The sequence below is a fragment of the Streptococcus anginosus subsp. whileyi MAS624 genome (assembly GCF_000478925.1).
Taxonomy (GTDB): Bacteria; Bacillota; Bacilli; order Lactobacillales; family Streptococcaceae; genus Streptococcus; species Streptococcus whileyi.
The window spans coordinates 768,556-783,489 of sequence record NZ_AP013072.1; the positions used below are offsets into that span (position 1 = coordinate 768,556).

The 14,934-nt window shown below is 38.0% G+C and carries 15 protein-coding genes; 11 read left to right on the plus strand and 4 right to left on the minus strand.

Annotated features, from left to right (window positions below):
* Nucleotides 1-15: 15 nt before the first annotated feature.
* The 4 genes from ANG_RS03945 to ANG_RS03960 all read left to right on the plus strand — a co-directional run bounded on the left by ANG_RS03945 (nucleotide 16) and on the right by ANG_RS03960 (nucleotide 4,155).
* A complete protein-coding gene (locus ANG_RS03945) occupies nucleotides 16-336 on the plus strand; it encodes a PTS lactose/cellobiose transporter subunit IIA (protein WP_003036161.1) in 321 nt (106 codons plus the stop codon).
* The gene (locus tag ANG_RS03950) at nucleotides 333-2,036 is read left to right on the plus strand and encodes a lactose-specific PTS transporter subunit EIIC (protein ID WP_020999765.1); all 1,704 of its coding nucleotides are present in this window, start codon (nucleotides 333-335) and stop codon (nucleotides 2,034-2,036) included. Before ANG_RS03945 ends, ANG_RS03950 begins: the two co-directional genes overlap by 4 nt.
* Nucleotide 2,037: 1 nt before the next feature.
* Entirely contained in the window at nucleotides 2,038-3,444 is a 1,407-nt protein-coding gene (gene lacG / locus ANG_RS03955; protein ID WP_003036088.1) for a 6-phospho-beta-galactosidase, read from the plus strand.
* Nucleotides 3,445-3,621: 177 nt separating this feature from the next.
* Entirely contained in the window at nucleotides 3,622-4,155 is a 534-nt protein-coding gene (locus ANG_RS03960; RefSeq protein WP_003036204.1) for an isoprenylcysteine carboxyl methyltransferase family protein, read from the plus strand.
* A 340-nt stretch (nucleotides 4,156-4,495) separates the two neighbouring features.
* On the opposite strand, the gene ANG_RS03965 is transcribed toward ANG_RS03960, so the two are convergent.
* The 3 genes from ANG_RS03965 to ANG_RS03975 all read right to left on the minus strand — a co-directional run bounded on the left by ANG_RS03965 (nucleotide 4,496) and on the right by ANG_RS03975 (nucleotide 7,946).
* Complete coding sequence (locus tag ANG_RS03965) at nucleotides 4,496-4,759, minus strand: GIY-YIG nuclease family protein (RefSeq protein WP_025271682.1); 264 nt, start codon at nucleotides 4,757-4,759, stop codon at nucleotides 4,496-4,498.
* The gene (locus ANG_RS03970; protein ID WP_003035946.1) at nucleotides 4,749-5,495 is read right to left on the minus strand and encodes a tRNA1(Val) (adenine(37)-N6)-methyltransferase; all 747 of its coding nucleotides are present in this window, start codon (nucleotides 5,493-5,495) and stop codon (nucleotides 4,749-4,751) included. Before ANG_RS03970 ends, ANG_RS03965 begins: the two co-directional genes overlap by 11 nt.
* A gap of 96 nt (nucleotides 5,496-5,591) precedes the next feature.
* The gene (locus ANG_RS03975) at nucleotides 5,592-7,946 is read right to left on the minus strand and encodes a cation-translocating P-type ATPase (protein WP_020999764.1); all 2,355 of its coding nucleotides are present in this window, start codon (nucleotides 7,944-7,946) and stop codon (nucleotides 5,592-5,594) included.
* A gap of 119 nt (nucleotides 7,947-8,065) precedes the next feature.
* Between ANG_RS03975 and ANG_RS03980 the strand changes: the two genes are divergently transcribed.
* From ANG_RS03980 to ANG_RS04010, 7 genes are all read left to right on the plus strand, one after another.
* Complete coding sequence (locus tag ANG_RS03980) at nucleotides 8,066-8,818, plus strand: lysophospholipid acyltransferase family protein (protein ID WP_003036023.1); 753 nt, start codon at nucleotides 8,066-8,068, stop codon at nucleotides 8,816-8,818.
* Between the two features lie 118 nt (nucleotides 8,819-8,936).
* A complete protein-coding gene (locus ANG_RS03985; protein WP_003036193.1) occupies nucleotides 8,937-9,578 on the plus strand; it encodes a DJ-1/PfpI family protein in 642 nt (213 codons plus the stop codon).
* A gap of 200 nt (nucleotides 9,579-9,778) precedes the next feature.
* Nucleotides 9,779-11,872 carry a C69 family dipeptidase gene (locus tag ANG_RS03990; RefSeq protein WP_003036139.1) on the plus strand — a complete coding sequence of 698 codons (2,094 nt, stop codon included), beginning with the start codon at nucleotides 9,779-9,781 and terminating at the stop codon, nucleotides 11,870-11,872.
* A 189-nt stretch (nucleotides 11,873-12,061) separates the two neighbouring features.
* Nucleotides 12,062-12,289 (plus strand): helix-turn-helix transcriptional regulator, encoded by a 228-nt coding sequence (locus ANG_RS03995; RefSeq protein WP_003035899.1) that lies wholly within the window; start codon nucleotides 12,062-12,064, stop codon nucleotides 12,287-12,289.
* Entirely contained in the window at nucleotides 12,267-12,512 is a 246-nt protein-coding gene (locus tag ANG_RS11370; RefSeq protein WP_003036190.1) for a hypothetical protein, read from the plus strand. The genes ANG_RS03995 and ANG_RS11370 overlap by 23 nt, the downstream gene beginning before the upstream one ends.
* 19 nt (nucleotides 12,513-12,531) lie before the next feature.
* Nucleotides 12,532-12,792, plus strand: coding sequence for a DUF3169 family protein (locus ANG_RS11375; protein ID WP_003031914.1), 261 nt, complete (start codon nucleotides 12,532-12,534; stop codon nucleotides 12,790-12,792).
* A 303-nt stretch (nucleotides 12,793-13,095) separates the two neighbouring features.
* A complete protein-coding gene (locus ANG_RS04010; protein ID WP_003036245.1) occupies nucleotides 13,096-13,797 on the plus strand; it encodes a CPBP family intramembrane glutamic endopeptidase in 702 nt (233 codons plus the stop codon).
* A gap of 126 nt (nucleotides 13,798-13,923) precedes the next feature.
* Here ANG_RS04010 and nrdF read toward each other — a convergent pair whose 3' ends face one another.
* Nucleotides 13,924-14,883 (minus strand): class 1b ribonucleoside-diphosphate reductase subunit beta, encoded by a 960-nt coding sequence (gene nrdF, locus ANG_RS04015; protein WP_020999760.1) that lies wholly within the window; start codon nucleotides 14,881-14,883, stop codon nucleotides 13,924-13,926.
* Nucleotides 14,884-14,934 lie beyond the last annotated feature (51 nt).

The following is a 14,934-nucleotide window of genomic DNA, read 5'->3' on the forward strand; positions in this document are numbered from 1 at the left end:
AAAGGAAATATACGAATGAATAGGGAAGAAATAACATTACTTGGCTTTGAAATCGTAGCTTATGCAGGCGATGCTCGTTCAAAATTATTAGAAGCTTTAAATGCTGCTCAGAAGGGTGAATTTGAACAGGCAGAAAAGTTAGTAAAAGAAGCAGATATATGCATTGCAGACGCGCATCGTGCACAGACTGATTTACTGACAAAAGAAGCGGCTGGAGAAGATTTGGCTTATAGTGTTACCATGATGCATGGACAAGATCATTTAATGACAACATTATTATTGAAAGACTTAATGAAACATTTCATTGAACTATACAAAAAGGAGGCAAGAAGATGAATACTTTAATTGCACAGATTGAAAAAGCAAAACCTTTATTTGAGAAGATTTCTCGAAATATCTATTTGCAAGCGATACGTGATGGTTTTATAGCCAGCATGCCAGCGGTTTTGTTTTCCAGTATTTTCTTGCTGATTGCTGCTGTACCAAATATATTTGGTTTTAAATGGGCGCCTGCACATCTAGCACTCATTATGAAACCTTATAATTATACGATGGGATTTTTGGCAGTTTTAGTTGCAGGAACAACTGCTAAATCTTTAACGGATTCAGTCAATCGTAAATTGGAAAAGACCAATCAAATTAACTTTCTTTCAACGATGTTAGCTGCAGTCTGCGGTCTGTTGCTGTTGGCGGCGGATCCAATTAAGAATGGTATTGCAAATGGTCTTCTTGGGACTAGAGGTTTGCTGACTGCTTTTCTAGCTGCTTTTATCACAGTTAATATCTACAAGGTATGTATAAAAAATAATGTCACTATTCGTCTTCCGGAAGAAGTACCACCAAATATTGCACAGGTATTTAAAGATGTGATTCCATTTGCTTTATCTATTCTGTCTCTTTATGGACTTGATTTAATTGTTCGGCAAACATTGGGAACTAATGTTGCAGAATCTGTTGGTAAAATCTTAGCACCACTGTTTTCTGCTACAGATGGCTATATCGGCTTGGCGATTGTGTTTGGTGCCTATGCTTTCTTTTGGTTTGTTGGAATTCACGGGCCTTCAGTAGTTGAACCTTTGATAGTAGCAATCAGTTATGCAAATATTGAAGCAAATGTTAAGCTTGTACAAGCGGGTATGCATGCAGATAAAATTTTGAATCCAGTAACACAGACTTTTATAGTTACTATGGGTGGTACAGGTGCCACACTGGTTGTTCCGTTTATGTTCATGTGGTTATGTAAATCAAAACGCAACAAGGTGATTGGACGTGCGTCTGTTGTGCCAACGTTCTTTGGTGTAAATGAGCCAATCTTATTTGGGGCTCCAATCGTTTTGAACCCAATTTTCTTTATTCCATTTGTTTCTGCACCAATTATCAATGTTTGGATTATGAAGTTCTTTGTAGATGTTTTGCGGATGAACAGCTTCAGTATTATCCTACCTTGGACAACGCCAGCACCAATTGGTATTGTCATGGGAACAGCACTCGCACCGTTGTCATTTGTTTTAGCGATTACTCTCATTCTTGTCGATATTGCTATCTATTATCCATTTGTTAAAGTTTATGACAATCAAATTTTAGAAGAAGAACTCAATGACAAAGTTTCTGATGATTTAAAAGAAAAGGTTTCTGAAAAATTTGATACGAGAAAAGCAGATGCGATTTTGGAAAAGAGTTTTGACAAGCAAGCAAAATCTAATATTTCAAAACAAACCAATGTTCTCGTTTTATGTGCTGGTGGTGGAACGAGCGGTCTTTTAGCAAATGCCTTGACAAAAGCAGCGAAAGAATACAATGCCCCTGTGACAGCAGCGGCAGGAAGTTATGGTTCTCACCGCGATATTTTACCAGAATATCAATTAGTCATTCTTGCTCCTCAAGTTGCTTCTAATTACGAGGATATTAAAATTGAAACTGATAAATTAGGAATTAAACTTGCTAAGACAGAGGGTGGTCAGTACATCAAATTGACCCGTGATGGAAAAGGTGCATTAGCCTTTGTCCAAGAACAGTTTGAGCAAAAAGGAGAATAGCATGACGAAAACATTGCCTAGAGATTTTATATTTGGTGGTGCTACGGCTGCTTATCAGGCAGAAGGTGCAACACACACCGATGGGAAAGGCCCAGTTGCGTGGGATAAGTATCTAGAAGACAACTACTGGTACACAGCAGAACCTGCCAGTGACTTTTATCATAAATATCCTGTTGATTTAAAGTTGGCAGAAGAGTTCGGTGTAAATGGGATTCGTATTTCAATTGCTTGGTCTCGTATTTTTCCAGCTGGGTATGGTGAAGTCAATCCAAAAGGTGTTGAATTTTATCATCGGTTGTTTGCGGAGTGCCATAAACGACATGTTGAACCATTTGTTACCTTGCACCATTTTGATACACCAGAGGCGCTTCATGCAAATGGTGATTTTCTCAACCGTGACAATATCAAATATTTTGTAGATTATGCAGCATTTTGCTTTGAGGAATTTTCTGAAGTTAATTTCTGGACAACTTTCAATGAAATTGGTCCGATTGGAGAAGGACAATACATGGTAGGGAAATTTCCTCCAGGCATTACTTATGATTTTGCTAAAGTTTTCCAATCTCATCACAATATGATGGTGGCGCATGCTCAGGCAATCAAGATATATAAAGATAAACAGTATAAGGGAGAAATTGGTATTGTACATGCCTTGCCAACAAAATATCCTTATAATCCGGAAAATCCTGGCGATGTACGAGCAGCAGAATTGGAAGACATCATTCATAATAAATTTATTTTGGATGCCACTTATCTTGGTCACTATTCAGCAAAAACAATTGAAGGTGTCAATCATATTCTTGCTGTCAATGGTGGAGAACTGGATTTGCGTGATGAAGATTTTACTGCTCTTGAAGCAGCTAAGGATTTGAATGATTTTCTGGGAATTAACTATTATATGAGCGATTGGATGCGTGAATTTGATGGAGAAACTGAAATTAGTCATAATTCTAAAGGAGATAAAGGTGGCTCAAAATATCAGTTAAAAGGTGTTGGTCGTCGTGAATTTGACGTAGATGTTCCTCGTACAGATTGGGATTGGATGATTTATCCACAAGGTTTATATGACCAAATTATGCGAATTAAGCGAGATTATCCAAATTATAAGAAAATTTACATCACAGAAAATGGTTTAGGCTATAAAGATGAGTTTGTAGATAATACGGTTTATGATGATGCTCGGATTGACTATGTTAAAAAACATTTGGAAGTTTTAGCTGATGCTATTGCGGACGGCGCCAATGTAAAAGGCTACTTCTTATGGTCGCTGATGGATGTATTTTCTTGGTCAAATGGCTATGAGAAACGTTATGGTCTCTTCTATGTTGACTTTGAAACACAGGAGCGCTACCCTAAAAAGAGTGCTTACTGGTATAAAGAACTATCGCAAACGCGAGAAATTCGTTAATGAAGTTGAATGGCAGTATTGATACTTATCAGTCAAACTGCCATTTCTTATTGTCGCATATTACTTTATATATTTTTTGTAACAATTTCCTACGGTCTGTGTGATATTTTTGGAATCTATTGACTTGAAAAATTCCTCTTTATATAATGGAATAGAACATTTTTATAAGGAGGTCATATGACTTTATCAGGACTCATTGTTTTGGTGGTATTTATATTTCGGTTGGTATTTTTGAAACGATCTATTAAAAACGAAAAGGCGATTCTGGCAAATGGTGGCCGCGAATATGGCGTTCAAAATACCAAATATATCACCATCCTTCATATTTTATTTTACCTTTCTTGCTTTGCAGAAGCCACAATACGTCAAGTTCATTTTGATACGCTCGGTGTTATGGGGCTAGGGCTCTTAATATTTGCGATGTTTATGCTCTATGTTGTGACAAAACTTTTAGGGGAAATTTGGACTGTAAAGCTGATGCTGGTTAAGAATCATCAATTTGTTGACCATTGGCTTTTCCGTTATGTCAAACATCCAAATTACTTCTTGAATATCATTCCGGAGTTGATTGGTTTAGCACTTCTTTGCCACGCTCTCCTTTCATTTTGCATTTTGTTTCCGTTCTACATTATTGTTCTATACAATCGTATCAAGGAAGAAGAACAGCTCCTTCGAGAAGTCATTATTCCAAATGGAATTGTTGAAAAATAATATTGGAATAACTGCTATTGTTTAAATAGCTGGAAATATAAATGATTCAACCTACAAATAGATAGTATAAAAAGAGGCGAGGCTAGGACGAAAGTCTTTAGTTTAAAAGTGTGCAGTTTAATAAAGCACAGAAGCTCTCTCCAATTGCTCAAAGCTATGCTTTGAGCAATTGGAGAGAGCTTCTTTAAATTTCAAGGTTATCGCTTTTCAGGTTCGGAAGAATACTTTTGATGAAAACTTCGTTTCCTTTAATTGGGCACTTCAACAGCCTATCAAACTGTCGAATAAGCTTGTAGGGGTGAGACTATGAACTCAAAAATTTTCTATCTTGAGCATAATCTCACCCCTTTTTCTTATGCTCGTTGATATATTCTAATTTTTGTTGTCGTGTTTTTCTTTTAAAGAGGGCCTCGGCTGACATGGCAGAAGGTTTGTCGGGAAATTCTTCTTGATACAAAAGAGTAACGGGTAATCGTGTACGCGTGTATTTGGCGCCTTTTCCGGTATTATGCGTATGAAGTCGTTTTTTGACATCGGTCGTGTAACCTGTGTAGAGAGAACCGTCAGCACATTCAAGGACATACATAAAGGCTTTATTTTCCATAATAAATTTCGTGAATTTCTGGAGTATAACTGCCATCTTGATTGTGAATGAAAAGCGGTGGCAGGATTTTTAGCCCGTCGCGAGAGCTGTCTTTGATAGCTTCAATGAGAAGCATATTGGCTTTTCGATTTGCCTTTGGGTAGACAAATTGAATGCGTTTTGGTGCTAAATTGTGAGCAGTCATAGTGTCAACAATATCAAGGAATCGTTCGGGACGATGAACTATTGCTAAGCGTCCGTTGGATTTCAAGACCCGTTGGGAAATTTGACAGATTTCTTCCAGATTGGTCGCAATTTCATGCCGTGCAAGCAGATAGTGCCGACTTGCATTGAGATTAGAATGTTCATCCACTTTAAAATAAGGCGGATTGCATAAAATCATGTCCACTTTACTACCGTCGATATAGTGGGTGAGATATTTCAAATCATCCTGAATGACCTGCATTTGGTGGGTTAAGCCATTTAGCTCAATAGAACGCTCTGCCATATCTGCGAGACGTTCTTGAATCTCAACAGCAATGATTTGGGCTTTCGTGCGCGTGCTTGCAAAAAGTCCAACAGCACCATTTCCGGCACAGAGATCCACGATAAGACCACGTTTAGGTAAATTTGGAAAGCGAGAGAGGAGCACGCTATCTACTGAGTAGCTAAAGACCTCTCGATTTTGGATAATTTTGACGTCAGTAGAAAAGAGCTGATTGATTCGCTCACCGTCTTTTAAAAGAATTTCTGCCATATACCCTTATTATATCATGATGTAGAGGAAAAGAAGCAATAAAAATAAGCAGTAAGACAAAAATGTACGGTTTTTCTTACTGCTATAGGTTAAATTTTACAAATTCTGTTCCCGTTCATTCTGTCTGTGTGTCACAACAATAAAAGTAATTGTAAAGAGGAGCATCAGAATGAAATAGATTGGCAAACTGTTGCTGGTTAAGGTAGTGATTTCAATGTACTTTTGCAGGATAATGGCTGTTCCGAAGAAGCCAATGAGCGACCAGAGGATCAGCAGAATTCGCCAGAGATTGAGTGGAAGGCAGGCACGGACAACAGATAGAAAGCCGATGGAACCTAATAAATAATAAAGCAGAGTTGAGATTTCTATTTGTGACCAGCCATGTAGTCCACCGAAAATATTGACAAATAAAACACTAAAGACGACCATTAGCCCGCTAGGTAGAGCTTTGAAAATAGCTTTTTTCAGAAAGTCGGGTTCGACTGGTTTGATATTGCGCTCAAAGGTGAGGACAAAAGGTGGTAAACCTTCAACAAATTGGTCAATTAAGGTGATTTGAATGGGGATAAATGGAAAGACCAAGAGCCATTCTGCTCGTCCCAGTAAGATACTAGAAATACAAATGATTGTCAAAATGAACGAATAGGTTGTTTTAATGAGGAAAATTGGTGCAATGCGGGCGATGTTATTAACAACACGGCGTCCTTCAAAGAGAATTTCAGGGACATCGTTAAAGTCAGAATTGAGCAAAACGAGATTGGCAACTTGTCGGGTTGCAGGATCCCCTTCAGCCATGGCAATGGAGCAGTCTGCTTCCCGTAAGGCTAGAATATCATTGACTCCGTCACCAGTCATTGCTGTGGTATGTCCTGCTTTTTTCAGGGTTTGAATGATAAGTTTCTTTTGATGAGGAGAAACGCGGCCAAAGATAGCAGTTGTTTCTGCTAGCTCAATCAACTCTTGAACCGTTACTTTTGAACAGTCAACATAACTTTGGTAATTTGCAAAGCCTGCTTTTGCAGCAATGTTTGATACAGTAATTGGATTGTCACCTGAGATGATTTTTAAGCCCACTTCTTGTGAGCGTAAGTATTCCAAAGTATCAGCTGCTCCGTCACGAATCGGATCTGTGATTTCTAAAATGGCAATGGGTTGAATGCTACTTGGTAAGTGAATGTGTTTATGGTCAATGCGTTCAGGACTAATAGCTAAAGCGAGCACACGCGAACCACGCTTTTGAGCTTCCTGTGCTAGCTCAATTTCTTCATGAAAGAGCATTTCAGGCGCACCGAGAAAGACAGTACCTAAGTCCGACATTTCCATAGCTCCCCATTTACGGTCACTCGAAAATGGAATCATATTACTTGTTTGATAGTCAGTCGGAGTAGTAAATTGCTTGCGAATGGCTTGGGCAGTTGGATTATTGTCATCGCTTGCAGTGATATAAGCACTAAGAATGTCAGAGATGGCTTGTTCTGAAAAATCTTCTGTGAGTGGGCTGAAGGTTTCAACGTGCATTTTCCCTTGTGTAATGGTACCTGTCTTATCAAGACAGAGCATATCAACACGGGCCAATGTTTCAACGGAGTACATTTCTTGTACGAGGACTTTTCGTAAGCCCAGCTTGATGACAGCTGTTAAAAGAGAAGTAATCGTTAAAAGAGCAATTCCTTTTGGTAGCATTCCCAGAAGAGCCGTTGAGGTATTGACAACTGAGTCTTTGACAGGTAAATGTTTTACAAAGAGAGCTTCTAGAAAGAGCGCAATTCCGAAAGGGATAATGATTTTTCCTGTAAAACCTGCAATCCTGTCCATGGATTTCATGATACGAGAATTGATTGGTTTGACAGTCTTAGCCTCTAGCATCAGTTTAGAAGCATAATTATCAGAGCCTACATGAGTGATTTTGGCAATAACACGCCCGCTGGCAAGAAAACTTCCTGAGAGCAATTGCTCCCCAATCTCCTTTTGAACAAGGTCACTTTCACCTGTCAACATGGCTTCGTTCACTTCTGCAAAACCGTCTAAAACAGTTGCGTCACTTGGAATCTGCTCACCTGCGCTCAAACGAATCACATCACCTAGAACTAACTCTTCTGGATTGATAGATGTGGTTTGCCCGATACGGATAACACTAATCTTTTCTTTATTTAAGAGATTGAGTTTATCAACCATGTGCTTGGCACGTAACTCTGTGACAATACCAGAGAAAGCATTGAAGCAGATAACAGCAAAGAAAACCAAGTTGCTCCATGCTTGCACAGCAACAAGCGCCAGGGCAATTGCAAAATTTAGTGCATTAAATAGCGTAAAAACATTGCGCTTGATGATTTGCCAGGTGCTGGTACTTGTATTGGCTGTAAAATCATTGGTAAGTCCTTGAGCAATTTTTTCTTGGACTTGTTGGTGGGTTAATCCCGTAAATTCTTTCATGTTCATGAGAATAATCATACCATTTTTTTAATAAAATTTCTAATAGAATCCATTCAGCTGTAACAGTTTTAAAGCAAAAAAAGTTTGCGAGTGGGCATTGGATAAGGTATAATGAAAAGGATAAGAAGGGAGAGCCTATGTTTTATAGATATTTGAGAAGATTGGTGATGTTGATTTTATGGGCTATAAATGGTAATGCTCATTTACATCATCTGGAGAATATTCCTGACCAAGAGGAAAATTATATTTTGGTAGCACCGCACCGTACCTGGTGGGATCCTGTTTATATGGCTTTCGCTACAAGACCCAAGCAATTTATTTTTATGGCAAAAAAAGAATTATTCACGAATCGCGTTTTTGGTTGGTGGATTCGGATGTGTGGTGCTTTTCCGATTGACCGTGAAAATCCTGGAGCATCCGCTATCAAATACCCTGTAAAAATGCTGAAATCAAGCAACCGCTCGTTGATTATGTTTCCAAGTGGCAGCCGTCATTCTAAGGATGTTAAAGGAGGAGTAGCTTTGATTGCCAAAATGGCAAAGGTACGGATTCTTCCGGCCGTTTATGTCGGACCGATGAGCCTGAAAGGTTTAGCAAAAGGTGAGCGTGTGGACATGGATTTTGGCCAGCCGATTGATATTTCAGACATCAAAAAGATGAATGATGAAGGCCTAGAAGAAGTCGCCCGTCGTATTCAGACAGAATTTGATCGTTTAGATGCAGAAGTAGCAGCTCTTGAAGTGAAAAAAAGTCCGAATATATTATTGCTGTTGCCACGTTTGATTGCCCTCTTACTATCCCTTGTTGTTGGCTTGTTGACATTTGTTTTTAGTTTTATCGCAAGCTTTGTTTGGGATCCTGAAAAGCATAGAAAATCAAATCTCTTATAAAGGATGATAACTATACGCCTATCTGGATAGCAGCAATCGTACAGAATGAAATGGAATTTGTATATCTGGCAAAGCAAGTGTAGCAAACATTTGATCTATGTTTCTAAAAGGAGCCTCTATGAAAATAGCAGTTTTACTGTATCCAGCGTGCTCATTGCAGGAAATCACAACTTTGACATCCATTCTTTGTCTTTCTTTTGGGCAGTCTTTGGACTATCTTGCTTCAGAAAAGAAAATTTATACAAGTGAAGAAGGATTACAAGTTATTCCGGATTTTACTTTTAAAGAAGTTCAAGGTGTAGTGTATGATTGTATCATATTGCCAGGTACACAGGAGCCTTTTGTTAGTCTCTATGATTCTAGACTCATCTCTTTTTTGAAAAATGTAGATATCAAGCGAACAATAGTAGCTGCCATTTCTTCGTCACCTATGTTTTTGGGAAAAGCTGGTTTATTGAGAAATCGATATTATACAGGCGGTTTATATATGGAGTTAGTAGACTATTTTTCTTTTTTGGAAAAAGAAAATATGCTCCATCAGCCAGTTGTAAAAGATAAGAATGTTATCACAGCTATTGGATTTGCCTATACAATATTTTCTCAGACTGTTTTGGATACTTTAGGATTAGAATTACCGAGCGATTTCTTTTTGAGAAAAAATTTCTACAGCCCAGAGGAATTAACTTATCATTTAGAAGCAAGTGATTACCAAAAAATACTGCAAAAGATTTCACAATATGAACGATGTACCCAGGAATGATTTTCTGGTTTTTTATTGTAAATGTTAGGACAAAAAGAATAATCAATACATAAATTATACATGAAAGCGCTTGCTAAAATAGATTTAAAATAGTATACTAAATTTAAGGTATACGGTTTTAAAAAGGTGATAAGAGTGTGCATTGCTCTTATTTATAAAAAGTTGATGTATTCAACATGCAATGATAAAAGGAGAAATATATGAAAAAATTGATTTTTCGTTTAACAATTTTATTATCTGCTCTCATTCTCTTTCCTTTCCAAGCAGTTGAAGCTTGTACAGGTTTTATTGTTGGGAAGAACTTGACAGCAGATGGTTCGACTTTGTATGGTCGTACAGAGGATTTGGAGCCTCATCATAATAAAGTCTATAAAGTCCATCCAGCTAAGGACAATAAAGCAGGTGCAAAGCTGATTGATGAAGCCAATGGTTTTGAATGGCAGTTACCTGCTCGGAGTTATAAATACACTTCGGTTTCAGACGTCACGCCAAAAGAAGGTATTTTTGACGAAGTAGGCTTCAATGAACATGGAGTATCTATATCAGCCACTGTTTCTGCAAAAGCAAATAAAGCTATTCAAAAAGTTGATCCTTATGTTGAAAAAGGCTTAGCAGAGTCTATTATGACTACAGTCGTTTTACCACATGTAAAAACGGCTCGTGAAGGTGTGGAACTCATCGCGGAGATTGTCAAAAAGCAAGGTGCTGCTGAAGGCAATATCGTGACAATTGCGGATAAGACGGGTGTTTGGTACATGGAAATCCTCTCTGGCCACCAATATGTTGCCATTAAATATCCCGATGATAAATATAGTGTTTTCCCTAATACTTTCTTCTTAGGAAGTGTTGATTTTAATGACAAGGAAAATGTCATTGCTTCAGAAAATGTGGAAAAAGTAGCGCGTGATGCTAATTCTTACAAGGAGATTGATGGTAAATTCCATATTTCCCAATCTTATAATCCACCAATGTCAGAGGCAGATCGTTCGCGTGCTTGGGCAGGTATTAAGGCTTTGAATCCAGACGCACCAGTCAATTATGATGATAAATATTTTGATTTGTTGCAATCTAGCAATAAGAAAATCAGTGTTGCAGATGTGATGCGGATGCAGCGGAATCGTTTTGAAGGAACGCAATTCAAACCACTAGACCAAATGGAATTAGACGGTAAAGGCATTCCTCAACGTGGAAAAGTAGATCCAGTCTATAAATATCCGCTTGGCAACCCAAACGTAATGGAAGCACACATTTTCCAATTGAAAGATAATATCCCTGCTAGCATGGGTGGTGGCACAATGTGGCTTTCTGTCGGTAGTCCTCGATTTGCACCATACTTGCCATACTATGGAAATATCAACAATACTTATGCTGCTTATCAAGTTGATACAACGAAATATGACAAAGATTCTTGGTACTGGGTTGCGTCACACATTTACGATATGGCGGCCAAATACCAAAAATTATTTGGCAATAGTGTACAGGAAAAATGGAAAGCTTTGGAAGCACGATTGATTGAAGAACAAGCCAAATTAGATGAACAATACGCAGCTGCAGGTGGAGCTTCGTCAGAAGAAGTGACTGCGTCTAGTATGGCGCGTGCAGAGGAAGTCTTCAAAGAAATGAAAGCTCTAGAAGCTGAAATGGAAGAAAAGATTAAAAATGAGCAAACGCCACCAAGCTCTAGCTTAGAACCATCTTCAAGTACAAGTGAGTCATCTTCAACCACATCTTCCACTTCGTCTACATCTCAATCTTCGTCAAGTACAAATGAAACGTCTACATCTAGTTCATCAGATACTGAAAAACCTAAACCAAGCGAAACTTCTGATACCTTAGTGGATACAGCCACAGGGGTTCGCTTGCAAAATGCAGATTTGGTGAAAGCTAATCTCAAATTAGCAGTTAAAAAGACGATTGAAGAAAACGCAGATAGCTATGACATTACCTTGACCAATCCAAAAGGCGAAGCAGTGTCACAAGTCAGTTCAACAGTAGTGACAGTACCAGTGAAGCAAGGTGCTACGGTGGATTCTGTTTATGCTATGAAAGACGGCAAGCAAGCGGAAAAATTTGATTTTGTTCTCAACAAAGATCAAACGATTAGCTTTAAAACAACACACTTCTCTACTTACAAAGTAAATTACAAAGTTGTCAAAGAAACGCCAAAACAAAATAAACGTGGCTTCCTTCCGTCAACTGGTGAAAAAGTAACCTTCCTCGGTTTGGTAGGAATTGTCATTTTAGGAGTTGTCATCTTCATCTTAGCAAAACGTTCAAAAAAGAATAATGACTAGTTGAAGCAAGAAAATCAACATCATGTTGAAGAATTCCCTCAAAGTTGGATACAAAACTAACTTTGGGGGATTTTTATATGAATTGGATAAATTTCTACATTAAATTGACAATGATAATATTATTTTTGACAATAATAGTTGTCAAAGTGACATGAATGAGTTACAATAGAGATGAAAGGAGAGGAGCATATGAAGTTGAGAAATCGGCTCAAGGAACTTCGAGCAAGAGATAGGATCAATCAAACAGAACTAGCCAGAAAAGCAGGAGTTTCTCGACAAACCGTCAGTTTGATTGAGCGGGGAGAGTATGCTCCGTCTGTTATCATTGCCTTGAAGATTGCACATATTTTTGGCGAAAACGCAGAAAATGTATTTTATCTAAAGGAGAATAGCGATGAAAAAATGGATGAAAATTAGCGTTTTACTAGTAGTGAGTGTTTTGCTAGGAATTTTTGTAGCAAGTAGTTGGCTAGGAAATTTCCATTTTCCAACTTTTTTAAATAGCATACTTTGGGGTTGGATGATTCGTGTGCTCAATCTGCTTTTATTCTGCATGACAATTTATTTACTACAGTCTAGTCGGACAATTCAAAGGCAGTCATATTCTATATGGACAATATTGTCTCCAAAAGACAATTGAGCAGGTTCGGCATTTTAAATTGCCAATCGTTACATTTCCTGAAGATGTTTTAGCCTTGATGAAGACCTATGATGAAGCAGAAAGAGAAGCACATTATGAGCAGAGCTTTAAGATTCTTTTTCAGTTAAATCAGTTCATTTTGCCAGCGTTCTACATCCTCCTGTTTACTATTTCGCTTCTATTACGTGAAGTTCAATACCTTCCTATTGCAATCGTGGTCTTTATCCACCTCTACATCAATGTAGTAAATATTTCTATGATAAAGAAATACTTTAAATAAGGCTGGTCAAAAAGTATCTCTGACTCTATCTCATTTAGTGATAAGCGAATAGCACAGTAGGTGATTGCTCAAAGCATTGCTTTGAGGTGGCGGATAGGGCTTGCGAAGCAAGTCTCAAACCTGTTCGCTTTTCAAGCTAGAAAGAACACTTTTGACGAAAACTCTGTTTTCTTTATCCACCGCCTCAACAGTCAGGGAGACTGTTGAGCAGTCTTGCATGTAGGGAACTACGAACTTAAATTTTTCAAGATAAGTTCTGTCCCAATCTTATGAAACATAACTAGTTATACGAGGAGCATTTTAATGAAAAAAATAGCCCATCTTGGACTTGGAATTTTAAAATTATTGGGACTGATTGTGTTAGTCATGGCTATCAATGGCATTCCTATGTTGTTTCTAGCTAGAGGGCAAGATTTGCCCGTGTATATAGAAATTTTACTGGTGTTAGCCTACCTTGTGCTCGTGTTTTTTGCTATCCGCACTTTATGGAGAAGATACCAAACACACATCTCAAAAGACGTCAAAGTTCTGTCGTTTTCTTGGGGAGATTTTGGAAAAGCCTTGTTATTCTTTTTAGCGGCAAGAATAGTAGCAGTAGTTGGAACTTATCTAAATATCCTTTTAACAGGGCAAAGTACGACCAGTAATGATAGTGCTTTACAAAGTCTAGGAAAAATTATGTCTGTTAATCATATCTTTTTTGCTCTGTTATATGTAGTAACTGTTGCAATAATAGCTCCGGTGATTGAAGAATTAGTATTCCGTGGTTTTGCGACAATCTTTTTCTTTGAGAAAGATCAAAAAATATCAGCAGCCATCATAACATCTATCATTTTTGCACTTCCTCATATTTCAAAATGGACAGAGTTTCCACTTTATTTTGCCATGGGATTAGTGCTTTATGCTGCCTTTGCACGTCGAGGAAATCTCAAGGATTCAATAGCTGTGCATATTTTAAACAACACACCAGCAGCTCTCGTTATGCTGCTTACGATGTTTCAATAGTGGTTTAAAAATGGCAAATCATTCATAATTTAAAATCAAAAACACGAAAGGAGTAGTACCACTTATTGTTGGTATGTCCCATTCGTGTTTTTGTGTTATTAGATGTTATTTTTGTTAATTGATATTTTATAACCCGTAATTATAATCATCATCTTGCATGGCTTCAACTTCACCAAGAAGATAACCGTTTCCGACTTGAGAAAAGAAGTCATGGTTAGAGGTTCCAGTTGAAATACCATTCATGACAATCGGATTGACGTCATCAGCTGTATCAGGGAAAAGTGGGTCTTGACCAAGATTCATCAGAGCTTTATTAGCATTATACCGAAGGAAAGTTTTGACTTCTTCCGTCCATCCGACGCCGTCATACAAAGTTTCTGTATAGCCTTCTTCGTTTTCATAGAGGGTGTAGAGCAGGTCGTACATCCACTCTCGGAAAGTTTCTTGTTCTTCTTCTGGCAATTCGTTAAAGCCTAATTGGAATTTATAACCGATATACGTTCCGTGGACAGATTCATCACGGATAATCAATTTGATGATTTCAGCTACATTGGCCAACTTGTTATTTCCAAGATAGTAGAGCGGAGTAAAGAAACCAGAGTAGAAGAGGAAGGTTTCCAGAAAGACACTGGCAACCTTCTTTTCAAGAACATTTCCATTGAGGTAAATCTCATTGATAATTTCAGCTTTCTTTTGCAAATAAGGGTTTGTATTCGTCCATTCAAAAATTTCGTCAATTTCTGATTTCGTGTTAAGGGTTGAGAAAATAGATGAATACGATTTGGCATGAACAGACTCCATGAATTGGATGTTATTCAACACAGCCTCTTCATGAGGTGTACGAATATCCCCTCGGATAGCTTCAACACCTGATTGGGATTGCATCGTATCCAATAATGTTAATCCGCCAAAGACCTTACCAACAAGGTCTTTTTCTTCAGGTGATAATTTTCTCCAGTCATCCAAATCGTTGGAGAGGGGGATTCGTGTATCGAGCCAGAATTGCTCGGTCAGTTTTTCCCAAGTAGATTTATCAATGACATCTTCAATGGCATTCCAATTTATGGCTTTGTAATAGGTTTTCATGTTGATTACTTTCTTTTATTCCAGTTGATTTTTATCGTTTACAGATAGTTT